Genomic DNA, 20,727 nt, shown 5'->3' with positions numbered 1-20,727 from the left:
TCGGCGGCCCGTCCCTCGCAGGAGGCTCCATGCACGAAGGTCATCTGTCGGTCCCGCAGGGGAAGGGCCCCTTCCCGGGCGTGGTCGTCCTCCAGGACGCCTTCGGGCTCACCGCCGAGCTGCGCCGGGTCTGCGACCACCTGGCGGAGAACGGGTACCTGGCCCACGCCCCTTCCCTGTACCGGCGGGGCAGGTGCGTCCAGCAGGTCTTCCGCGGGCTGATGCGCGACGAGGGGCCGGTCTACGACCGGATCCGGCAGGCGCGCGACGAGCTGACGGCCCGTCCGGACTGCACCGGGCGGGTCGGCGTGATGGGCTTCTGCATGGGCGGCAGGTTCGCCCTCGTGGCCGGCGGGCGCGGCGTGTTCGACGCCGCGTCCGTCAACTACGGGGTCCTGCGGGGGATCGAGGAGTTCGAGGATCTCCTCGACGCCCCGTGCCCGGTCGTGGCGAGCTTCGGCGGCAAGGACAAGCTCGTCCCACTCCCGGACGTGGAGAGGTACCGGGAGGCGCTGGAGCGCAAGGGGGCGCCCGTCGACCTCAAGGTCTACCCGGAGGTGTCGCACTCCTTCTTCCAGAACTACACCGGTGTGCGCGGCGCCTACATGAAGGTCTCGGGCATGACCCACGACCCCGAGGCCTCCGCCGACGGCTGGTCCCGGATCCTCGCCTTCTTCGGCGAGCACCTGGCTCCGGCGGCCTCGTGAACCCGCTGACCCCGGCCCGGCACCTGGCCCGGACGCTGGGCTACTACGCGCGGCGGGGCAGCCGGGACCGCGCCGACCACGAGACCGTGGCGAACCTCGTCTGGGAGGGCGAGGGGCTGCCGCACGGGCTGGACGTCTCCTGGCTGGGCACCGCCGGGTTCGTGCTGTCGTACCAGGGGTTCGACCTGCTCATCGACCCGTACGTCACCCGGATGCCCCTGCGCGAGATGCTCTCCCGCCAGGTGGTGCGGCCCTCCGAGGCGGCGCTGGACGCCTGGATCAGGCGGGCGGACGCGGTGCTCGTCGGGCACACGCACTTCGACCACGCCCTGGACGTCCCGGAGATCGCCCGCCGGACGGGCGCGACGGTCTACGGCTCGCGGTCCATGCACCATCTGATGGGCCTGCACGGGCTGGCCGGGCAGTCGGTCGACGCCGAGCCGTACCGCCTCTACGAGGCCGGGCCGTTCCGGTTCTCACTGATCCCCAGCCTGCACTCGAAGATCACGCTGGGCGTGAAGGTGCCGATGGGCGGCGAGCTCACCTGCGAGCACCTGGACGGGTTGTTCCCCCGCGCCTACCGGTGCGGGCGGACCTGGGCCTTCCACATCGAGGTCGCGGGGGTCTCCTTCTACCACCAGGGCTCGGCCGAGATGATCGACGAGGCGGTACGCCACCGCGACGTCGACGTGTTCCTGTGCGGGATCGCCGGCCGCCAGTTCTCCGACCGGTACACGGAGCGGGCACTGACCCTGCTCTCCCCGAAGTGGGTGGTCCCCACCCACTTCGACGACTTCTTCCGCCCGCTGGAGGCGCCCCAGGGCTTCGCCCCGGACGTCGACCTCACCGGGTTCGTCGAGGAGGTGGCCCGGGTGTCGGGGGAGTTCCAGGTGCGCACGCCCCGGCTCGGCGGCTAACTCCGCGACTTGCTCCGCACCCGTCCCAGCGGGTGGGGGTCCTCCTCCAGCGCGGAGCACGCCGCGGGCCAGCTCGGGTCCCCGGGGTAGAGGGCGCTGCGAAGGAAGGCCCAGGTGAGCCGCTGGATCAGAGCGACCCGTTCGGGGCTCTCGTCGGTCGTCTCCGCGACCTCGTATCCGGGGATCCCGCCGAACGCGTGCTCCGCCCCGAACAGGGTCAGCAGGCTCTTGTCCCCCGGGCTCAGGAAGTACGGGTCGGTGAACCAGTCCGGCCCCCGAACGGACAGCATGGACTGGTCCCGGTCCCCCGCGACCACGAGAGCCGGCGTGGTCATGCCGTCGAAGGACGGGTGCATGAAGGGGAGGTGCTCGGCCGCGAACGGGGTCAGGTCGTCTCCGCCCCGGCCGGGCAAGGCGAACAGCACACCCGCCTTGACCCGCGGGTCGGACATGTCCTCCCCCGGTACGCCCTCGGGATCGAGGACCCGCGCGCCCAGCAGCATGCTCGCCGTCTGGGCTCCCCAGGAGTGCCCGGCCACGGCGACGCGGTTCCGGTCGAGGCGCCCGCCGAGGCCCGGCACGGCGGCTTCCAGGAGGTCGACGTGGTCGAGGACGCGCTTCAGGTCGTCGACCCGCCAACGCCAGATCAGCGGCGTGCGGGGATCGTCGGCGGGGAGGCCGAGCGTCCTGGAGTCGAGATGGGTGGGCTGCAGGACCGCGAAGCCGTGAGCGGCCCAGAAGTCCGCCAGCGGGGCGTAGCCGTCCATCGACCAGCCGTGGCCGTGTGAGAAGACGATGACGGGCAGGTCGTGTCCGGTCGCGGGCGCGGACACCCGGACCTGAAGATCCTCGCCGCGGCCCGGGGCGGACAGCACGACCGGCTTCACGGATACGACCGGAGCGGGCGCGCTCGTGATCGACCGGGCGGTCGCCGTGCTCGATTCAGACATACGGGTGCCTCCATCACAGGTGAAGCGTGGCTGGTCATCGTGGTCGCGCTCTGCCATCATGGAGAAGCGGAACCTTGTCCCGTTTCGACGATACGGAACGTTGTCCCGTTTAGCAAGCGTGATCACGGAGGGAACGGCGCGGTGAACGACGGTGACCCGGACGCGGGGCGTACGGCCCGGCCCAGACGGGCTGACGCCCGGCGCAACCAGGAGGCGCTGCTCGACGCGGCCGCAGCGGTCTTCGTCGAGTCGGGCGTGGAGGCGCCGGTGCGCGACATCGCGGCCAGGGCCGGTGTCGGGACGGCGACGATCTACCGCCACTTCCCGACGCGGGCGGATCTCATCATCGCCGTCTACCGGCACCAGATCGAGGCCTGCGCCGAGGCCGGCCCGGCCCTGCTGGAGGCCGGCCCGACCCCTCACGCGGCACTGGGGCGGTGGATCGGCCTCTTCGTGGACTTCCTCGTCACCAAGCACGGGCTCGCCGCCGTGCTGCGGTCCGACGACACCGCCTTCGAGGCGTTGCACGCCTACTTCCTCGACCGGCTCCTGCCCGTGTGCGCCCGGCTCCTCGACGCCGCGGCCGCCTCCGGCGAGATCCGGTCCGATCTGGAGGCCTACGAGCTCATGCGCGGCGTCGGGAACCTCTGCATAGGCGCGGACGACGACCCCCGCTACGACGCGCGCCGGCTGGTCGAGCTCCTCATCGCAGGACTACGCCGACCGCACTGACCCGCAGCGCCGGCGCGGGCCGCGGCGCCTCGGGGCGGACGGCGACGACGCGAGTGGCGACGGCGTCGGACGGCCGAGCGCCGCGCCGGTCAGCGGGCCAGGCGGCCGAGGATGCCGGCGACCTCGTCGATGAGGGCGGCGGCCTCGGCGTCGGACTCGGCGACGGCGACCTCGCGGCCGGCCTCGCCCATGACCGTGGTGAGGATCAGCGCGAGCATGCTGGACTCCTGCTCGCCGAGGAGCTTGGTGTTCTGCTGGATCCACTGGCGGACCCGGCGGCGGCGCATCAGCCCGAACCCGGCCGGGCCCTCGCCGCCGGAGAACAGCCTGCTGGTGTGGCGCTGCTCCCAGCAGACCTCGAGGAAGGCGCGGGCGCCCAGGATGAACAGGGCGATCGGGTCTCCGACCCCCTCGGACCTGGCCCGCTTGACCGCCCGGGTGGCGCGGCGCTCCTGCTCGGCGGTGTAGTCCTCCCACAGCGCCAGGTAGAGCCCGGCCTTGCCGCCGTAGTGGTGGTAGAGGCTGCCGACGCTGATGCCGGACCGCTCGACGATCTCGGCGATGCCCGCCGCCTCGTAACCGCGCTCGGCGAAGACCTCGCGGGCGGCCGTCAGCAGGGCCTGCCGGGTGGCGTCGGCCCTGGCCCACTGGGCGCCCACCCTGGCCCGGCTCGGCGGGGAGGGCGGTGACGCCGCCGATGAATCGGTCATGGAGAAATTCTAGAGCAAGATTCTAGAATCCGGTCCGGTAGTCTGGCGCCTCCGCCCCGGGACCGTCCGGGCCGGGCGGCCACTAAGATGACCGTCAAATGCCTACGTCAACCTGGTTCCGGCTCAACCCGGTCAAGCGCGAGCGCATCCTCGAGGCCGCCCAGCGGGAGTTCGGCACGCACGGGTACTCGACCGGCAGCCTCAACACCATCGCGCGCGAGGCCGACATCGCCAAGGGCTCGCTGTTCCAGTACTTCGAGGACAAGCTGGAGTTCTTCACCTACGTGGCGGAGGAGACCGCGCGCCGGATCCACGACGAGATGGAACGCCGGATCGCGACCAGCGACTTCGACCAGTCCTTCACCCACTGGCTGGGCGACGTGTGCTGCATGTGGGCCGACTACTTCGCCGAGCACCCCCTGGAGCGGGGGGTGACCGCCGCGATCAATCTGGAGATCGACAACGCGGTGCGCGCGCTGGTGCGCAAACCGTCCAACCACTACTACATGCGGACGATACCGCCGCTCACCAAGGTCTGGCGGGAGCGCGGCGAAGTCCGGTCCGACCTCGACGACGACGCGGCGACCGCGCTGCTCATGCTGGTGCTGCCCCATCTGGCGCTCGCCCCCTACTACGACGGGGTCGACCCGATCCTCGGGCTGCGCGGCATGCCGCCCCAGGAGCAGTACCCGATCATCCGTGCGTTCGTGGCCAACCTCGCGCCGCTGTTCGAGCCCAAGCACTGAGCTCTCGCGGGGGTCCGGGGGTCGTCCCCCGGGATTCAAGAACTCAGTCGAAGGTGTTCGACACCATCGAGAGGGTGGCCCTGTTGCCCACGATGAAGCACAGCACGGACAACTGCCGGGGGCTGTAGAAGTCCGAGAGCGCCGACCAGGTGTCGTCGGAGATCATCCGGTCGGCGCACAGCTCGTCCACGGCGGCCAGCAGCAGCCGCTGCCGGTCGTCCAGCCCCTCCTCCTCCCGGAGACCGGCGTACAGGTCGGTGTGGCGTGCGGTGCGCCGCAGGACGAGCGCGACGTCCTCCCGGGGGAGGCCGCCGCGCCGGTAGGTCGGCACCCAGAAGGACAGCCACGGCCACAGCAGCCGGGGGTGCCGGCCGATGACCTCGATGGCGTGGGGCATCAGGACTCCTCGAACTCGGCGACGAGTATCTTCGTCAGGCCCAGGACGCGGCGGGCGCGGCGCGGCACGATCTCCCCCGCGGTGGGGACGTCGGTGACGCGGATCCGGGAGACGCGGTGCAGCCGGCCGAGCCGCTCGACTCCGCCCCTGCCCGTGGCGAGCAGGTTGCGCACCCAGTCCGTCCGGTCGCCGTACGGCAGGGCGACGAAGAGGAAGCGGCCCGAGCGAACGGCCACGACGGGCGTGCGGTACTCCCGGCCGGAGACGCGCCCCCGGTGCACGATCACCGCGTACGGGGGCAGGTAGGGGGCCCACAGTCCCTGGACGCGGTTGGTGAGGCGCTTGTTGAGCGCGGGGAGCCACGGCGGGGCGAGCCGGTCGGAGTCGTCGGGGGAGCGCAGCCAGGAGAACGGCCCGCGCTCCCAGGCGCCCGGCTCGGGCACGGCGCCGGCGGTCTTGAGGAACATGCCGAGCATGTCGTAGTGGCCGACGAGCATGCACAGCTCCACCAGCCGCGACTGGTCGAGGAAGGTGCGCAGTTCGGCGAGGGTGGGCTCGCTGATCGCCCGCCGGGCGTGGAGCTCGTCGGCGGCGCGCAGCAGGGCGACCTGGCGCGGGTTCCAGCCGTCCGCCTCGGGGCCGTCGGCGACCCGCTCCACCGAGTCGATCGACAGGCCGCTCAGCCGGGAGAGCACGATGTGGTGGGAGAACTCGTACCAGGCGCCGATGTTCCAGGCGGTCCGCAGCGTGACGAGTTCGACGTCCGCGCGCTCCAGCCTGCCCAGGAGCACGATCGAGGAGGCGAAGCGCAGGTACCGGCGCATCAGCCGGGGGTCGCGTCCGGGCAGGTCGAACAGCCGGGCCCCCTCGGTTCCGGCGGCCAGCGACATCGCCCTGGCCATCAGCCAGGTGCGCGGGCCGAGTTCGGCGAGGCCGCCGGGAGGGATCCGGGGCGGGACGGCGTGCCGCCAGCGGGGGGAAGCCGCCAGCCGTTCTCCAGCGTTCATCGGCGCTCCTGGCGTCGGGTCCTCCGGGGGTCCGGCGGAGACCGTTACGGGCCACTCAGATCACACACGGTACAACGCAGCAGGTTGCAACAAAGATGTAGCATTGTTGCACTTTGGGAGGGAGTGCTAGGCATGGTGAAGTCAGGGCAGGCGAACCGGACCCCGGGACTTCCGCCCCGACCCTCCCCCGCGCTCGACCCCTACCTGGACGCGGCGGCCCGCTGCTTCACCCGCTACGGCATCGGCCGCACCTCCGTCCAGGACATCGCGCGGGAACTGGGCGTCAACCGCACCACGGTCTACCGGCAGGTCGGCAACGTCGAGCAGGCCACGCGGCTGCTGGTCTCCCGCGAGATGTACCGCATCCTCGCCGGGCTGCCCGCGCGGGTGGTCGGGCTGAGCGGTCCGGAAGCGGCCATCGAGCTGCTGGCGACCGTCGTGGAGGAGGCGCTGGCCCACCCGGTGGTGCACAAGATGCTCACCGACGAGCGCGAACTGCTCGGCGACCTGCTGGCCGACGGCATCCCCCAGTTCTTCCAGGAGATCTCCGACCGCATCGCCCCGCTCATCGGGCTGACCGTCCGGGCCGGGGTCATCGCCGACCGGGATCCGGCGATCCTCGCCGACTGGCTGGCCCGGATCGCCATCACGGTGATGGTCTCCCCGCCCCGCATGCCGCTGCGCGGCTTCCTGGCGGAGCTGCTCGTCCCGGCCCTCACTCCCTGAGCGGGGCGGAGGTCCGGGGGGTGCCCCCCGGACCGGTCGGCTCAGGCGGTGATGGCCTGGATCTTCTTCTGGAAGGCCAGCTGCTCGGGGGTGGGCTCGCCCTGCACGTTGATCATCGACATGACCTGGGCGGAGTCGCCCTCGATGGTGAGCTCGCCGGACATGATCGAGCTCATCACCAGCGACGGGTCGTTCTGGACGTAGAGGCGCTCGGCCACCGGGTAGGGCACCGTCACGGTCGTGGCGGCGTCCGGGTGCAGGCCGCGCTCGACGATGCCGGAGTCGGCGTGCACCCGCACGTCCCCGTCGGGGCCACCGGTGATGATCAGGTTGATCAGAAGGCCCTTGACCTCGGCCGGGGACTCGGGCCATTCAGGCCGCAGGGCCTCCACGGCGTCGAGCCAACCGTTGGACAGGAACACGTGCTTGGCCACTGGGCCTCCTTGAGGGATGTCAGACGACGGTGTCTCGGCGAAGACGTTTGTTGATCTCGCCCAGGCGGGGCAGCAACGGAAGAAGTGCCTGGGCGAACGGCATATCTGGGACAAGATGCCGAGTCAGGGCCCGGTAGGTCAAGAGGGCCCGGAACCATTGCAGCAACCCCGTCGGAACCTGGAGCCCGTGCCGCGCCGCGATGGACAGCAGGACCGGCCCGGCGGCCCCGCCGTCGCGCATCAGCCGCAGCGGGGACAGCTCCGGGGCCGCGCGCAGGTCCTCCTCCAGCTCGGCCAGCGCGACCGGGTCCATGGACCCGGGCACCGCGCCCAGCCGGACCATGGCGTCGACCTGCCCGGCGAAGTCGCCGCCGAACAGGGCGGTGACGTAGTCGAGGAAGGCCAGGCGCAGTTGCCGGTCCAGCCGCCCGGCCGCGCTGCAGCCGACCAGGGACAACGAGCCGTCGGGCAGCACCAGCAGGTGCTCCGGCCGCAGGTCGGCGTGGAAGACGCCGTCGGCCAGCGCGCTCTCCACGATGAGCTTCATCAGGGCGGGGACCGCGGTCCTGCCCTCGATCCGGTCGAGCCCCTCGGCGAGGGGGACGGCGCCCTCGGCGTGCTCGAAGGCGACGGCCTGCTCGGCGGCGAACTCCGGGACCGGGCGGGCGAGCGTGAGCCCCGCGGCCGGCCCGGTCTCCAGCAGCAGGCCGAGTTCGACGGTGTTCAGGGCGTCGTTGCGCAGGTCGGTGTGCTCGATGGTCTGCCGGGCGGTGGAGCGCAGGACGGAGAGCGGGCGGACCGCGCGCAGCCGCGGGACCAGCTCGGCCGGCCCCAGCAGGGTCGCGGCCAGCCGCAGATCGTGCAGGAGGCCCTCGCGCACGCCGGGACGGGCGACGCGGAAGAGCACCTCGCGCCCGTCGTCCAGGGTCGCCTTGTGGAGCTGGCTGAGCGGCGAGACGGCGAACGGCTCGTCCTCCACCGCGTGCACCCGGCCGGGGAAGGCGCGGCCCAGCAGGCGCCACACCTGCGCGGCCGGGATCGGCTGCGGGAGGAGGGGCTCCTTGCGCAGCCGGTCGACCAGGAGGGAGGGGGCGATGCCCTCGCTCTGCTCCACCAGCCGGGCCAGCTCCGCGCCGGAGGGGCCGAGGGACTCGAACTGGTCCCGGACCCAGGCGGTGGCGGCGGCCCTGAGCAGCTCCTCCGGGGGGTCGCGGTACAGCAGCCCGTCCAGCACCATGCCGGGCAGCCGGCGTACCGCCCAGCGCGCCTGCCCGGCCGGGACGGCCAGGGCGTGCCGGGCGAGCCGGGTCAGCGACGGGGGGCCGGGACTGGCCCAGGCGCGGGCGTGCTCGTCGAGGGCGGCGTCGCGGAAGCGCCGGGCGCGGGCCCAGCGTTCGACCTCCTCGACGAGGCCGGGCTGCCCGTTCACCCACGCGGAGCTTCGCGCGGCCGTCACCAGGCTGGGGGCGGGAGTCTCAGAGGCCATGCCATGGACACTAGCCAACGCGCGGAGTGACGTGCAACATATCGACGGTTTTGTCGCAATGAGCTAGCTTTCCAGTGACTTCTCTTACATCTCGTGGAGGCAGGCATGACATTTCGTGGCCCGTACGCAGACGGACCTTCCGCGGCGGACCTACGTGTCGAATCGCCTCCGCTGAAGAAACTCACCTGGCGGGATCCGGGCCGGATGGTGGTGGTCCTGGCGACGCTGACGTTCCATGTGCTCCTGCAGCTGGCGAAATGGCTGGTGCGCCGGGGCGAGAAGAACTGGAAGGCGGCGGCCTCCCGCGGGGTCGTCGACGCCTTCGAGCGGCTCGGCCCCACCTTCGTGAAGCTCGGCCAGGTCATCGCGTCCTCGCCCGGCCTCTTCCCCAAGCCGCTGGCCGACGCCGCCATGCGCTGCCTGTACGCGGTCAAGCCGATCGGCATCGAGCAGGTCCGCCAGGTCATCGTCGAGAGCCTCGGCGCGCCGCCCGAGCAGATCTTCAAGAGCTTCGACCCCGAGCCGCTGTCGGCGGCCTCCATCGGCCAGGTGCACGCCTGCGTGCTGCCCGACGGCCGGGAGGCGGTGCTCAAGGTGCAACGCCCGAACATCAGCCGCACCATGGCGACCGACCTGCGGGTGGCCTACGCCACCATCCGGCTGCTGGAGCGGCTCTTCGAGAACATCCGGGTGATGAAGCCCTCCGCCGCCGTCGCCGATCTGCACTCCGTCACCTTCCAGGAGCTCAACAGCGCGCTGGAGGCCAAGCGCCAGCACGAGTTCCGCGAGCACCTGCACGACTTCGGCGACAACCACGACGTGGCGGTCCCGGAGATCTACTGGGACTACTGCGGACCGCAGGTCATCTGCATGGAGCGCATGTACGGCATCCCGCTGGACGAGTTCGCCGAGATCAAGGAACGCGACGTGGACGGCGCGGAGCTGCTGCGCCGGGGCGTCAAGGTCTGGGTGGAGTCGGCGCTGCTGCGCGGCGTCTTCCACGGCGACCTGCACGCCGGCAACCTCTGGCTGCTGGACGACGGCCGGATGTGCTACCTGGACTTCGGCATCATGGGCGAGGTCGAGGGGCCCTGGCGCGAGCTGATGAAGGACATGTTCTACACCGGCATGTTCGACGCGGACTTCGGCCGGATGGTCCCGCACTACCGGGCCCTGGGCATGATCCCCGAGGGCATCGGCACGGACGAGGAGATCGCGATGCGGCTGCAGCTGATCTTCGGCCCCATCCTCCAGTCCGGCATGGCGGGCATCAGCCTCGGCAAGACCATCGGCCTGGTCCTGGACATGGCCAAGCAGTACCAGGTCGACTCGCCCCAGGAGCTCGTCCTGGTCAGCAAGCAGTTCCTGTACTTCGAGCGGTACTCCAAGGAGCTGGCCCCCGACTGGGTCATCTTCGGGGACGTCGCTCTGGCCAAGAACGTCTTCCCCGAGCGGTACCAGGCCGCGATGGCCGAGCTGGAGGCGGCGGAGCCCGCCTCCCCCTGAGGGGTCAGTACCAGTTGTTGCGCTGCCAGAACGACCAGGCGCCGCACGGGTCCTTGTAGCGGGCCTGGATGTAGGAGAGCCCCCACAACATCTGGGTGGTGGCGTTGGTCTCCCAGTTCGGGCCCGCCGAGGCCATCTTGGAGCCGGGGAGGGCCTGCGGGATGCCGTAGGCGTCACTCCAGGGGTTGTCGGCGCGCTCGTTCCAGTTGCTCTCGTGCTCCCAGAGGGTGAGCAGGGCCGGCCAGCAGTTCTCCCAGCCGCGGGCCGCGTTGAGCTTGCGGCCGGTCTCCTTGTTCTCCGCGGAGCTCGGGTTGGGCATCTTGGCCAGCTTCTCCGCGGCGAGCTTGGCGTCGATCTCCTTCTTGTGCTTCTTGTACCAGGCGGCCTTGCGTCGGGCCTTCTCCTTGGCCGCCTTCTCCTTGAGGAACGCGCGGCGCTTGGCCGCGGCGATGGCGTCGGCGACCACCGGCTCCAGCGGCTGCATGTTGGACTGCTGCACCAGCTGGAGGGCCTCGGCCGCCGAGAGGTCGCCGGTCTCGGCGATGACGGGAGGGTCGGACTCTCCGACGTCGACGTACAGCACGGCGGCGCCGAGACCGAGCATCACGATCAGAACGGTGGCGATGCTGCCGAGGGCGCGGCGGAAGGGGGACTTCTGCATGGACAAGAAGGATGCCTCCTGCGGTGTGTCCACGGAACCGCCGGAGCGGAAAATCACCCGCGGACGAGTCTGCGCAGGGCCAGTTCGGCGTACAGCGCGCTGCCCCGGGCCAGCACCGAGTCGTCGAACTCGGCCTCCGCGGAGTGGTTGCCGGGAGCGGTCAGCGGGTCCCGGCCGGGCGGGCACGCGCCGAGCACCGCCATCGCGCCGGGCACGTCGGCCAGGATGAAGGAGAAGTCCTCGGAGGCCGAGACGGGCTGGGCCACGTTCAGGTACTGGTGCTCGCCGAGCAGGTCGCGGACGGCGTCGCCGAGGAACTCCGCCTCGCCGGGGTCGTTGACCGTCACCGGGTAGTCGACGCGGTATTCGACGTCCACCGACACGTCGTGGGCCGCCGCGACGCCCTCGACGACCCGGCGCAGGCCCGTCTGCACCTTCTTCTGCGACTCGGTGGAGAAGGAGCGGATGGTCGCGGTGAACATCGCGTCGTGGGGGATGACGTTCGGCGCGTCCCCGGCGTGGAAGCTGCCGACCGTCACGACGACGGGGTCGAAGACGTCGAAGGAACGCGTGACGAACGTCTGGAGGGCGGTGACCATCGCGCACGCCGCGGGGATGGGGTCGCGGGTGGTGTAGGGCATGGACGAGTGGCCGCCCTTGCCGCGCACCGTGACCGTGACGGTGTCGGCCGCGGCCATGATGGGCCCGCCCTTGCACAGCACGAACCCGGACGGCAGGAGCGACGACGACACATGGAGCGCGTAGGCGGCCACCGGTTTCTGCCAGGTCGCCTCCAGCACCCCTTCGTCGATCATCATCCGGGCGCCGGCGTAACCCTCCTCGCCCGGCTGGAACATGAAGATGACGCTGCCGGGCAGGTCCTCGCGCCGTGACAGCAGCCGTGCCGCGCCGACCAGCATCGCGGTGTGCAGGTCGTGGCCGCAGGCGTGCATGGCCCCGGTGCGGCGGGAGCGGAACTCGACCCCGGTGTGCTCGTCGAGCGGCAGGGCGTCCATGTCGGCGCGCAGCAGCACGGTGGGGCCGGGGGAGCCGCCGCGCAGGACGGCGGTCACCGAGGAGAGCGCCCTGCCGGTGGTGACCTCCAGGGGGAGCCCTTCCAGGGAGCGCAGCACCTTGTCCTGGGTCGCGGGCAGGTGCAGGCCGAGTTCGGGCTCGGTGTGGATGTCGCGCCGGAGGTCCTGGAGGTCGTCCTGGAGGGCGGCGGCTTCGGCGAGGGTGTGGTTCACGACACGATCCAACCCCCCAGTACCCGGGGGAGCAATTGTGAGTATGTTTCATGTTCAATTCGTGCACGCTCACCAGTGACAACGGGCGGATCGGTTGTTCTCACCAAATCTGGAAACAAGTATTCCCGCGTTGGACCGGATGCCAGTAGAGTCCCCTCATCCGCGATATGTGACCTAGGTCGCCCTCTGTGGTGTAAGTCGCTCTTGGTAATGAAGGGTTCCAGTGATGGCTCTGTTGCTTCAACGGGGACCCGAACTCGTGCTCCGGCAGGCCGGCAAGCTCCTGGACGAGATCGGCGAGCTGTTCGTCACCCTCCTCGAAGGGTTGCGGCGCTCCTGGGACGTCCGGACCTGGTGGGGCGAGTTCATCGAGCAGTGCTGGTTCATGATCCGGGTCACCACCGTGCCGCTGCTGCTCATCGCGATCCCGCTCGGCGCGACGATCTCGCTGCAGGTCGGTGACATCGCGCGCCAGATCGGCGCCCAGTCCAGCACCGGCGCGCTGGTCGTCGCGGGCATGGTGCGCCAGGTCGCGCCGCTGGCCGCGGCCCTGCTGATCGCCGGCTCCGGCGGCAGCGCCATGACCTCCGACATGGGAGCCCGGCGGATCCGCGACGAGCTGTCGGCGCTGGAGGTCATGGGCATCAACCCGACCCACCGGCTGGTCACCCCCCGCCTGTGGGCCGCGAGCATCGTCAGCGTCCTGCTGTGCTCCATGGTGATCCTGTCGGGGACCGCGGGCGGGTTCTACTTCAACGTGATCCAGCAGGGCGTCACCCCCGGGGCGTACTTCGACGGGGCCGCCGCGCTGCTGCAGATCTCCGACCTGCTCGTCACCCTGTTCAAGGCGTGGATGTTCGGGCTCACCGCCGCGGCCGTCGCCTGCATGATGGGCATGAACTGCGAGTACGGGCCGGCCGGCGTGGGGCGCGCGGTCACCCGGGCGACCGTCGCGACCTCCCTGCTGGTCTTCGCCCTGAACTACACCATCGAGACGCTCTACACCGTCCTCGTCCCCCCCAAGTTCTGAAACTGCGAGGAATCCCCCCTTGGCTGCCATCCTTCCCGGGCGCAAACTGGGCGAAGTCGTCCAGAATCGGGTAAAGCGGCTGCCGGAGGCGGCGAATCTGCCCATCTTCCTGGGCAGGGTCGTCTACCACCTGGTGGTCGATCTGATCATTCGCCGTAAGTACGGCAAGGCCGTCGTGCGCCACATGAGCGACATGACCATCGGTGTCAACGCCCTCTTCATCGGCGGCGGCATGGTGTTCGTCATCTTCGCGATGTCGTTCCTCACCGGCGCGCTCGTCGGCGTCCAGGGCTACCCGTCCCTGGAGCGCATCGGCGTCGAGTCCTTCACCGGACTGGTCTCCAGCTTCTCCACGATCCGGGAGATGGGGCCGGTCATCACCGGCATCGCGCTCGTCTCCCAGGTCGGCAGCGCCTGCACAGCCGAGATCGGCGCGATGCGCATCAGCGAGGAGATCGACGCCCTGGAGGTGATGGGCATCAACTCCATCGCCTACCTGGTCTGCACCCGCATCATCGCGACCGTCGTCGCGCTGGTCCCGCTGTACCTGCTGGCGCTGTTCTCCAGCTTCTTCGCGACCAAGTTCATCTCGGTGCAGTTCTTCGGGATGTCCGAAGGCGTCTACGACTACTACTTCCACATCTACCTGCCGCCCCAGGACGTCTTCTACAGCGTCCTGAAGGTGGTCTCCTTCGCGTTCATCATCATGTTCATCCACTGCTACCGCGGCTACTACGCCAGCGGCGGCCCGGTCGGCGTGGGCATCGCCGCGGGCAACGCGATCCGCGAGTCCGGAGTGGCGATCGTCCTGGTGAACCTGCTTCTGTCCTACATCTTCTGGGGCAACGGAGGGACGGTGAGCATCACCGGATGAGCAGCTCAGACCTCTCCCTTTCCAAGGCGTCCAAGACGAGGTTCGCGCTCCTCGGAGGCGGGATCGCGGCCGCGCTCACCGTCGCCGCGGTGGTCGCCGCCACCCCGTCCGACCCGCCGTCGCACTACTTCAACGCCACCTTCAACCGAGCCGGGCAGGGCCTGGACGGGCAGTCGAAGGTCAAGGTCCGCGGCATGACCGTCGGCTCCGTGGTCTCGGTGGCCCTGGACGCCAAGGGCCGGGCCCGGGTGCGGTTCCGGGTCGACGAGGACATCCGGGTGCCCGCCACGGTCTCGGCCGGGGTCGAGCCGACCTCGGTCTTCGGGCCCAAGGACATCACCCTGGACCTCGGCCCGGGCGAGGGCGTCGGCCCCTTCCTGAAGTCGGAGGCCACCATCACCAGGACCGTCGACCCCGCCGAGCTCGCCGACACCGGACGTTCCATCGCCGACCTCACCGAGGCGATCGACCCCGACGACGTCTCCACGGTGGTGCACACCCTCGCCGAGGCGCTGCGCGGCAACGGGGAGAAGCTCCGCCGGACCACCGACAACGGGCAGAAGGTGCTCGACCTCCTGTACCGCAACCGCAAGGGCACCTCGCGGGCGCTGAAGGACGCGACGGCCCTGGCCGAGGTGTTCGGGAGCCGGACCGAGACGATCGACCGGCTGCTGGACGACGCCGACACCCTCAACAAGACCCTCGTCGAGGACCCCGAGGGCTTCGAGAAGACCCTGGACAACGCCGTGGTCCTGGCCGACGCGCTCTCCGGCACGCTCAAGAACAACGGCGACGACCTCGCCCTGCTGATCGACAAGGGCTCGCTGCTCAACAACAGCCTGTACTCCCGGCAGCCGCAGCTGGTCAGCCTGATCAACGGGATCAGCAGCCTCTTCGGCGGGCTGGCCGCGATCATGCAGGTGCCCGGTCCCGAAGGAACCCTGCTGGGCAACACGAACCTGTACGTCTCGCTCAACCTGTGCGACGAGCTGCCCGACCTGTGCCCGCCGGAGTGGACCTACACCGACAAGGACGACCCGAAGAAGAAGACGAAGAAGAAGGGGAACGGCTGATGGCGCGCGGCACTATCGGACGCCACGGGCCCACCCCGGTCGTCCTGGTCAAGGTGGTCGCCTTCACGGTCGTCAGCCTCCTTCTGACCTACTACATCGGCGCGTTGATCGTCGGCAGCAGTTTCAACGAGCGGTACGAGCTGCGCGCCAGCTTCGACGACGTCGGCGGGCTGGTCTCCAACGACCTGGTCAAGGTGTCCGGCGCTCCCGTCGGCAAGGTGACCGAGGTGAAGGTGGTGCGCGGCAGGGCCGAGGTCACCATGCTGGTCGACCGCGAGGTGAAGCTGCCCGACACCAGCACCGCCGAGATCCGCTGGCGCAACCTCATGGGCCAGCGGATGATCTACCTGGTGCCGGGGAGCACGCAGGCCGGCCGGTGGCTGAAGGACGGCTCGCGGATCGAGTCCACCAAGGCCGTGGTCGACCTCGGCGAGATCGTCAACACCCTCGGTCCGCTCACCCGCAACCTCGACCCCGCCCAGCTCAACAAGATCCTCCAGGCGGTCGCCCGGATGCTGGAGGGCAACACCCAGAACATCAACCTGATGACGGTCAACCTGCAGAACGTCGTCCAGACGTTCGCCGACCGCAAGGACCAGCTCACCTCGATCCTGGACAGCTACTCCAGCCTGACCAACGTGGCGGTCCGGCGGGACGGGCAGATCGAGCAGGTCATCGACGACCTGGTGGCCATCAGCGAGGCGTTCGCCGGCAACACCGACCTGCTCGGCTCGGCCAGCGGCGAGCTGGCCCAGGTCAGCCGGACCCTGGACAAGGTGATCAGCGGCAACCAGCGGGAGCTGGACCGCGCGATCTTCAACCTCGACAGGTTCGCCCAGGCCGCGGCGGACGACGTCGAACAGCTGGAAAAGGTCGTCCAGGGCCTGCCGCCGGCGCTGCGCTCCCTGTTCAGCATCATCAACGGCGGCCACTACCTGCGGGTCAACGCGATGTGCCTCAACGTCGTCCAGGGCTCCTGCCCGACCCCGATGCGGCTGCCCGGACCGCAGAACAAGACCACCGACCAGGAGCGGCGCGACGGCACGGCCACGCTCCGGAACCTGCTCGGGCAGCTCTCGGGACAGGGAGGCGACTGATGAAGAACACCCTCTCCCGCCTGGTGACCGTGCGCGGCGGACGGCCGCGCCTGGTCTCCCTGCGCGATCTCGACCGGAAGGTCGTGGCGCTCGTCTCGATGGCGGTCGGTACGGCCATGCTCGCCTTCGCCTTCTTGTACGGGCAGCTCGGCCTGTTCCGCGGCGGCTACGACGTGACCGCCGTGTTCACCGAGACGGGCGGGCTCCAGACGAGGGACGACGTCCGCCTGGCCGGGGTGAAGGTCGGGTCGGTCTCCGGCATCGACCCGAACTTCCAGAAGGGCTATGTCGTCGTCACCATCCGCATGAACAGCGGAGTGGAGCTCGGTCCGCGGACCCGGGCCGACGTGCAGCTGTCCAACCTGCTCGGCGGCCGGTTCCTCAAGCTCACCGGGCCGGTGCAGAAGCCCTACCTGGAGGACCTGCCGGAGGAGAAGCGGCGCATCCCCAAGGAGCGCACCAGCACCCCCTACACGGTCGTGGACGCCCTCAACAAGTCGACGGGCGACCTCGGAACGCTCGACATGGAGTCGCTCACCAAGGTCCTGAAGGAGACCGAGAAGCTCACCCTCCCGTCGCAGAAGAACCTCAACAAGCTGCTCACCAACATCAGCACGCTGAACGCCGCGCTGAACGAGAAGAGCCCGCAGTTCCAGCAGCTCATCGCCGACGCCAACAAGCTGACCGGCACGCTGGCCACCAAGAACGCCGACCTCACCCGGCTGATCGAGGCCTCGCGGACCCTGCTGAAGACGCTCGCCGCGCACAAGGGCGAACTGGCCGACGCGCTCGGCGGCAACAGCCGGACCGTCACGGCGCTGGCGGACGTGGTGGACAAGCGCGGCAAGGAGCTCGACGACCTGCTGGCCAACCTCCACACCATCACCGAGCGGCTGGAGCCGAACATCGGCAACCTGAACACCACCCTGGCCCTGCTCGGCCCGTCCTTCGAGGGGCTGGCCAACGCGGGGGACACCGGCAACCTCGCGTTCATCGCGACGGGCCTGGGCGTGCTCCAGCCCACCAAGACGATCCTTCCCCCGGAGGCGCGGCCGTGATCTCCCGAACGAAACTGGCGGTCCTCGGCCTGGCCGCGGCGCTGGTCCCGGCGGCGGGCTGCTCGGTTCTGGACGACTCGGGGCAGACCCGCCTGACCGTCTACTTCGACCGGGCGACCAGCTTCTACGCCGGCTCGAACGTCAAGGTGATGGGCATCGACGTCGGCACCGTCGAGAAGGTCGAGATCATGGCCGACAAGGTCAGGGTCGAGGCGACCGTGGACGGGGACGTCCCGCTGCCCGCCGAGGTCAAGGCCTCCATCGTGCCGCTGAACCTCGTCGGCGAGCGCAACCTGGTGCTCTACCCCGCCTACACCGGCGGGCCCAAGGCGCCGTCCCGGCACGTCATCGAGCAGAAGGACACCACCCTGCCGATCGAGACGGACGAGGCGCTCGCCTCCTTCACCAAGGTGCTCGACGCCATCGACCCGATGCAGGCCAGGAAGGCCACCCGCAACGCCGCCGAGTCTTTCGAGGGCAACGGGGAGGTCTTCAACCAGGTGCTGCAGGAGAGCGGGCGGCTCACCGAGACCCTCGGCGGGCAGGCCGACTCCCTGGCCGAGCTGGCCGAGAACCTCTCGGTCCTGTCGGACGTGGTGCAGGGCAAGGAGGACGTGCTCGGCGACATGATCGAGCAGCTCTCCGCGGCCACCTCCGTGTTCGCCCAGGAGCGCGACGAGATCGAGAAGCTGGTGAAGTCGCTGGTGCGGCTGGTGCGCAGCGGCGACGTCCTGCTGCAGAAGTACGAGGGCACGCTGGTGGACGACCTGCGCGTCCTCACCCAGGTCACCCTGGTGCTGAAGGGCAACAGCGGGGAGTTGGAGAAGCTGGTCGACTCGCTGCCCAAGGTCGCCAAGGCCTTCCTGGACACCTGGGACCCCAAGTCGCACACCGCCACGCTGAAGGTGTCGCTCGACCCGACGCTGCGCAACCTGGCGCGCGAGCTCGGCATCTCGGACGGGAGCGAGTGCATCCTGCCCCAGCCCGTGTTCGCCAACTGCGAGTGGGAGGAATAGATGAGACGGCTTCTCCCGCTGCTGGCCCTGGTGACGGCGGTCGGGGCCTCCAGCGCCTGCACCCCTTCGACGCTCGGTGCGCCGACCGGGAAACTGACCCTGGTCGCCCGGTTCGGCGACTCGCAGAACCTCGTCGCCGGGCACAGCGTGCAGATGAGCGACATCCAGATCGGCAGCGTCACCGACGTGCGGCTGGTCGGCTACGAGTCCGAGGTCACCATCTCGGTCGAGGACGAGTACCGGATCCCGGCGGGCACGGCGGCGGAGGTCGCGCAGACCTCGCTGCTGGGTGAGAACTACATCAAGCTCACCCTTCCCGAGGGCGGCGACATGACGCGCGGCCCCTACCTGAAGGACGGCGCCCGGATCGAGCGGACCAGCGTCGCCCCGCAGTTCGAGCAGGTGGCCGGCAGCGCCGGCGAGATCCTCAGGGCGATCAGCGGCGACGACGTCGCGACCCTGCTCAACGAGGGCGCGACGGCCCTGGACGGCCAGGGCGACAAGCTCAACGACATGGTCGCCAAGTCCGGTGACCTGGTGTCGCTCTTCGCCGGGCAGCGCGAGGAGCTCGGCGACGCCGTCGACCGGCTCGCCAAGCTCGGCCGGATGCTGGAGAAGCACGAGGACACGTTCGCGTCCGGTGACGTCGAGCGGACCATCGGTCTGATCAACGACAACAAAGAGAAGATCATCAAGACGGTCGACAGGCTGACGGCCACCGCGAAGGAGCTCAACGACAAGGTGTTCGTCGGGCGGGCCGAGAAGATGCGGACGCTGATCGAGCGGCTCGACCCGACGCTGGAGACGATCGGCTCCAGCACCGGGCAGCTGAACCGGCTGGTGGCCAGCCTGGCGGAGTTCCAGGAGGTCGTGCCGAAGGTCGTCTACGACGGGCAGCTGCTGCTGTTCGGCTCGATCCGGGCCGGCTTCCGCAACGACGCCTCCAAGGACGACCCGTCCAGCCTGCTCTTCCCGTTCCTCGACCAGATCATCCAGCAGGAGGGCGGGCGGTGAACGGTCGGCGCATCCTCATCAACGTGGCGGTGTTCGCGGTCCTGTCGATCGTGATGGCGTTCTGGGCCGTGCAGAACGTCGTCAGGTTCGACTTCGTGGACCGGCCTTACACGATCCGCGCGGAGTTCGTCTCCTCCCCGGGGCTGCACGAGGACTTCGAGGTCGCCTACCTCGGCGTCAGCGTCGGCAAGATCAAGTCGATCCGGCTGGACGACAAGGGCCGCAAGGTGGTGACCGAGCTGGCCATCGACCGCGGGGTGAAACTCCCGGCGGCGCTCAAGGCGGCGGCCGGGCGCAAGTCGGCGGTCGGCGAGCCGTACGTCGACCTGTCCCCGCTGCCGGGGGCCGACCTGTCGGAGCCGATGCGGCCCGGCGGGCTGATCCCCAAGGAGAACACCTCGGTCCCGGTGTCCTACGGCGACCTGTTCTCCAAGGTGATCGAAGGGCTCGACGCGGTCGACCCCGAGGCCACGAAGCTCCTGTGGAGCGAGCTGGCCAAGGGCTTCGAGGGCCGTGAGGACTCGCTGCGCCAGATCATCGACGGCGGCGACGAGCTCACCTCGACCTTCGCCGAGCGGACCGAGCTGATCGACGGGCTCACCGAGGACCTCTCGCGGCTGACCCGTTCCCTGGCCGGCCACAAGGACGCGCTGGGCAACACCATCGACGACTCCGCGGCGATCGTCGGGCCGCTGGCCGACCTGCGCGCCGAGATCCGGGAGCTGACGAAGCGCGCGCCCGGATACACCTCCCGGCTGGCCGACTTCGTCGGGCGGACCGACACGATCCTCGGCTGCGGCATCGACGCGCTGGGCGCCGGGACCCTGGGGCCGCTGGGCACGCGGCAGAACCTGCGGGATCTGGAGAGCGCGCTCGGCATGGCCGACCAGCTGATCGTCGCGCTCGACGACATCATCAAGCCGACCGGCGTCGGCGACCAGAAGGCGATCAACCTGGCGGCGATCATCGCGACCAAGAGCGAGGCGCCCAAGGACTTCAAGACGCCGCGGGCGCAGCCCACGGCCCGGGACGTCCCCGCCTGCTCCAACGGCGCCGACCCGTTCCGCGCGCTGCCCGCCCGGAACGCGGACCGTCGGGACGACGGCGGGGAGGGCCGTACGGACGAGCGGGTCGCGGCGCCCGCCGTCTCGCCCGCGGGCACGGCGAGCCCGGTCGTCGCCCGTCCCGTCTCCGCGGAGGAAGCCGGAGGACCGCCCGCCTGGCTGGTCTACCTTCCTCCGGTCCTGGCACTTTTGGTGCTGGCGGGAGTTGCGGTACGTTCTGTCCCCGCCCTGGCCTGGGCTCGGCGCCGTCGCCGGTGAACACCCCGAGGAGAACT

At 70.1% G+C, this 20,727-nt stretch carries 22 protein-coding genes; 14 read left to right on the top strand and 8 right to left on the bottom strand.

Annotation, left to right across the window (positions count from 1 at the left end; all coding sequences use genetic code 11):
- Positions 1–29 precede the first annotated feature (29 nt).
- Positions 30–707, top strand: coding sequence for a dienelactone hydrolase family protein (locus ABGB12_RS23935; protein WP_347681579.1), 678 nt, complete (start codon positions 30–32; stop codon positions 705–707).
- Positions 704–1,624, top strand: a complete 921-nt coding sequence (locus tag ABGB12_RS23930; protein ID WP_347681577.1) for an MBL fold metallo-hydrolase — start codon at positions 704–706, stop codon at positions 1,622–1,624. The genes ABGB12_RS23935 and ABGB12_RS23930 overlap by 4 nt, the downstream gene beginning before the upstream one ends.
- Here the strand turns inward: ABGB12_RS23930 and ABGB12_RS23925 are convergent.
- Positions 1,621–2,574: a chlorophyllase gene (locus ABGB12_RS23925; RefSeq protein ID WP_347681575.1), complete on the bottom strand. Its 954-nt coding sequence runs from the start codon at positions 2,572–2,574 to the stop codon at positions 1,621–1,623. The genes ABGB12_RS23930 and ABGB12_RS23925 overlap by 4 nt on opposite strands.
- Positions 2,575–2,715: 141 nt before the next feature.
- On the opposite strand from ABGB12_RS23925, the gene ABGB12_RS23920 reads away from it, so the two are divergent.
- Positions 2,716–3,306: a helix-turn-helix domain-containing protein gene (locus ABGB12_RS23920; protein WP_347681573.1), complete on the top strand. Its 591-nt coding sequence runs from the start codon at positions 2,716–2,718 to the stop codon at positions 3,304–3,306.
- A gap of 89 nt (positions 3,307–3,395) precedes the next feature.
- Here ABGB12_RS23920 and ABGB12_RS23915 read toward each other — a convergent pair whose 3' ends face one another.
- Positions 3,396–4,016: a helix-turn-helix domain-containing protein gene (locus tag ABGB12_RS23915; protein ID WP_347681571.1), complete on the bottom strand. Its 621-nt coding sequence runs from the start codon at positions 4,014–4,016 to the stop codon at positions 3,396–3,398.
- 98 nt (positions 4,017–4,114) lie between these two features.
- Here ABGB12_RS23915 and ABGB12_RS23910 point away from each other — a divergent pair, with 98 nt between their 5' ends.
- Positions 4,115–4,762 (top strand): TetR/AcrR family transcriptional regulator, encoded by a 648-nt coding sequence (locus ABGB12_RS23910; protein ID WP_347681569.1) that lies wholly within the window; start codon positions 4,115–4,117, stop codon positions 4,760–4,762.
- Between the two features lie 43 nt (positions 4,763–4,805).
- On the opposite strand, the gene ABGB12_RS23905 is transcribed toward ABGB12_RS23910, so the two are convergent.
- Positions 4,806–5,159 carry a hypothetical protein gene (locus ABGB12_RS23905; RefSeq protein ID WP_347681567.1) on the bottom strand — a complete coding sequence of 118 codons (354 nt, stop codon included), beginning with the start codon at positions 5,157–5,159 and terminating at the stop codon, positions 4,806–4,808.
- Entirely contained in the window at positions 5,159–6,166 is a 1,008-nt protein-coding gene (locus tag ABGB12_RS23900) for a carboxymuconolactone decarboxylase family protein (RefSeq protein WP_347681565.1), read from the bottom strand. Before ABGB12_RS23900 ends, ABGB12_RS23905 begins: the two co-directional genes overlap by 1 nt.
- A gap of 132 nt (positions 6,167–6,298) precedes the next feature.
- Here ABGB12_RS23900 and ABGB12_RS23895 point away from each other — a divergent pair, with 132 nt between their 5' ends.
- Positions 6,299–6,892, top strand: coding sequence for a TetR/AcrR family transcriptional regulator (locus ABGB12_RS23895; RefSeq protein WP_347681563.1), 594 nt, complete (start codon positions 6,299–6,301; stop codon positions 6,890–6,892).
- Between the two features lie 41 nt (positions 6,893–6,933).
- On the opposite strand, the gene ABGB12_RS23890 is transcribed toward ABGB12_RS23895, so the two are convergent.
- Both ABGB12_RS23890 and ABGB12_RS23885 read right to left on the bottom strand, forming a co-directional pair.
- The gene (locus tag ABGB12_RS23890; RefSeq protein WP_347681561.1) at positions 6,934–7,326 is read right to left on the bottom strand and encodes a hypothetical protein; all 393 of its coding nucleotides are present in this window, start codon (positions 7,324–7,326) and stop codon (positions 6,934–6,936) included.
- Between the two features lie 19 nt (positions 7,327–7,345).
- On the bottom strand, positions 7,346–8,812 hold the full coding sequence (locus ABGB12_RS23885) for an AarF/UbiB family protein (RefSeq protein WP_347681559.1): 1,467 nt from the start codon (positions 8,810–8,812) through the stop codon (positions 7,346–7,348).
- Between the two features lie 105 nt (positions 8,813–8,917).
- Here ABGB12_RS23885 and ABGB12_RS23880 point away from each other — a divergent pair, with 105 nt between their 5' ends.
- Complete coding sequence (locus ABGB12_RS23880; protein ID WP_347681557.1) at positions 8,918–10,318, top strand: AarF/UbiB family protein; 1,401 nt, start codon at positions 8,918–8,920, stop codon at positions 10,316–10,318.
- Positions 10,319–10,322: 4 nt separating this feature from the next.
- On the opposite strand, the gene ABGB12_RS23875 is transcribed toward ABGB12_RS23880, so the two are convergent.
- The gene (locus ABGB12_RS23875) at positions 10,323–10,979 is read right to left on the bottom strand and encodes a lytic transglycosylase domain-containing protein (protein ID WP_347681556.1); all 657 of its coding nucleotides are present in this window, start codon (positions 10,977–10,979) and stop codon (positions 10,323–10,325) included.
- A 53-nt stretch (positions 10,980–11,032) separates the two neighbouring features.
- The gene (locus ABGB12_RS23870; protein ID WP_347681554.1) at positions 11,033–12,226 is read right to left on the bottom strand and encodes a M20 family metallopeptidase; all 1,194 of its coding nucleotides are present in this window, start codon (positions 12,224–12,226) and stop codon (positions 11,033–11,035) included.
- 226 nt (positions 12,227–12,452) lie between these two features.
- On the opposite strand from ABGB12_RS23870, the gene ABGB12_RS23865 reads away from it, so the two are divergent.
- The 8 genes from ABGB12_RS23865 to ABGB12_RS23830 are packed head-to-tail and all read left to right on the top strand — an operon-like array spanning position 12,453 to position 20,710.
- Positions 12,453–13,256 (top strand): ABC transporter permease, encoded by an 804-nt coding sequence (locus ABGB12_RS23865; RefSeq protein ID WP_347681552.1) that lies wholly within the window; start codon positions 12,453–12,455, stop codon positions 13,254–13,256.
- A gap of 19 nt (positions 13,257–13,275) precedes the next feature.
- Complete coding sequence (locus tag ABGB12_RS23860; RefSeq protein ID WP_347681550.1) at positions 13,276–14,130, top strand: ABC transporter permease; 855 nt, start codon at positions 13,276–13,278, stop codon at positions 14,128–14,130.
- Positions 14,127–15,203 carry an MlaD family protein gene (locus tag ABGB12_RS23855; RefSeq protein WP_347681548.1) on the top strand — a complete coding sequence of 359 codons (1,077 nt, stop codon included), beginning with the start codon at positions 14,127–14,129 and terminating at the stop codon, positions 15,201–15,203. The genes ABGB12_RS23860 and ABGB12_RS23855 overlap by 4 nt, the downstream gene beginning before the upstream one ends.
- The gene (locus ABGB12_RS23850; RefSeq protein ID WP_347681546.1) at positions 15,203–16,300 is read left to right on the top strand and encodes an MlaD family protein; all 1,098 of its coding nucleotides are present in this window, start codon (positions 15,203–15,205) and stop codon (positions 16,298–16,300) included. The genes ABGB12_RS23855 and ABGB12_RS23850 overlap by 1 nt, the downstream gene beginning before the upstream one ends.
- On the top strand, positions 16,300–17,358 hold the full coding sequence (locus ABGB12_RS23845; protein WP_347681544.1) for an MlaD family protein: 1,059 nt from the start codon (positions 16,300–16,302) through the stop codon (positions 17,356–17,358). Before ABGB12_RS23850 ends, ABGB12_RS23845 begins: the two co-directional genes overlap by 1 nt.
- Positions 17,355–18,374, top strand: coding sequence for an MlaD family protein (locus tag ABGB12_RS23840; protein WP_347681542.1), 1,020 nt, complete (start codon positions 17,355–17,357; stop codon positions 18,372–18,374). The genes ABGB12_RS23845 and ABGB12_RS23840 overlap by 4 nt, the downstream gene beginning before the upstream one ends.
- A complete protein-coding gene (locus ABGB12_RS23835) occupies positions 18,375–19,388 on the top strand; it encodes an MCE family protein (RefSeq protein ID WP_347681540.1) in 1,014 nt (337 codons plus the stop codon).
- On the top strand, positions 19,385–20,710 hold the full coding sequence (locus ABGB12_RS23830) for an MlaD family protein (protein ID WP_347681538.1): 1,326 nt from the start codon (positions 19,385–19,387) through the stop codon (positions 20,708–20,710). The genes ABGB12_RS23835 and ABGB12_RS23830 overlap by 4 nt, the downstream gene beginning before the upstream one ends.
- Positions 20,711–20,727 lie beyond the last annotated feature (17 nt).

Source organism: Actinocorallia sp. B10E7 (assembly GCF_039871655.1).
Classification (GTDB): Bacteria; Actinomycetota; Actinomycetes; order Streptosporangiales; family Streptosporangiaceae; genus Actinocorallia.
This window is presented reverse-complemented; position numbering and strand designations above follow the sequence as displayed.

Bases quoted from the DNA above. Each gene is read 5' to 3' on its own strand.
- ABGB12_RS23935 (WP_347681579.1), top strand. From the start codon at position 30: ATGCACGAAGGTCATCTGTCGGTCCCGCAGGGGAAGGGCCCCTTCCCG.
- ABGB12_RS23925 (WP_347681575.1), bottom strand. From the start codon at position 2,574: ATGTCTGAATCGAGCACGGCGACCGCCCGGTCGATCACGAGCGCGCCC.
- ABGB12_RS23915 (WP_347681571.1), bottom strand. From the start codon at position 4,016: ATGACCGATTCATCGGCGGCGTCACCGCCCTCCCCGCCGAGCCGGGCC.
- ABGB12_RS23910 (WP_347681569.1), top strand. From the start codon at position 4,115: ATGCCTACGTCAACCTGGTTCCGGCTCAACCCGGTCAAGCGCGAGCGC.
- ABGB12_RS23905 (WP_347681567.1), bottom strand. From the start codon at position 5,159: ATGCCCCACGCCATCGAGGTCATCGGCCGGCACCCCCGGCTGCTGTGG.
- ABGB12_RS23900 (WP_347681565.1), bottom strand. From the start codon at position 6,166: ATGAACGCTGGAGAACGGCTGGCGGCTTCCCCCCGCTGGCGGCACGCC.
- ABGB12_RS23895 (WP_347681563.1), top strand. From the start codon at position 6,299: ATGGTGAAGTCAGGGCAGGCGAACCGGACCCCGGGACTTCCGCCCCGA.
- ABGB12_RS23885 (WP_347681559.1), bottom strand. From the start codon at position 8,812: ATGGCCTCTGAGACTCCCGCCCCCAGCCTGGTGACGGCCGCGCGAAGC.
- ABGB12_RS23880 (WP_347681557.1), top strand. From the start codon at position 8,918: ATGACATTTCGTGGCCCGTACGCAGACGGACCTTCCGCGGCGGACCTA.
- ABGB12_RS23875 (WP_347681556.1), bottom strand. From the start codon at position 10,979: ATGCAGAAGTCCCCCTTCCGCCGCGCCCTCGGCAGCATCGCCACCGTT.
- ABGB12_RS23865 (WP_347681552.1), top strand. From the start codon at position 12,453: ATGGCTCTGTTGCTTCAACGGGGACCCGAACTCGTGCTCCGGCAGGCC.
- ABGB12_RS23855 (WP_347681548.1), top strand. From the start codon at position 14,127: ATGAGCAGCTCAGACCTCTCCCTTTCCAAGGCGTCCAAGACGAGGTTC.
- ABGB12_RS23850 (WP_347681546.1), top strand. From the start codon at position 15,203: ATGGCGCGCGGCACTATCGGACGCCACGGGCCCACCCCGGTCGTCCTG.
- ABGB12_RS23845 (WP_347681544.1), top strand. From the start codon at position 16,300: ATGAAGAACACCCTCTCCCGCCTGGTGACCGTGCGCGGCGGACGGCCG.
- ABGB12_RS23835 (WP_347681540.1), top strand. From the start codon at position 18,375: ATGAGACGGCTTCTCCCGCTGCTGGCCCTGGTGACGGCGGTCGGGGCC.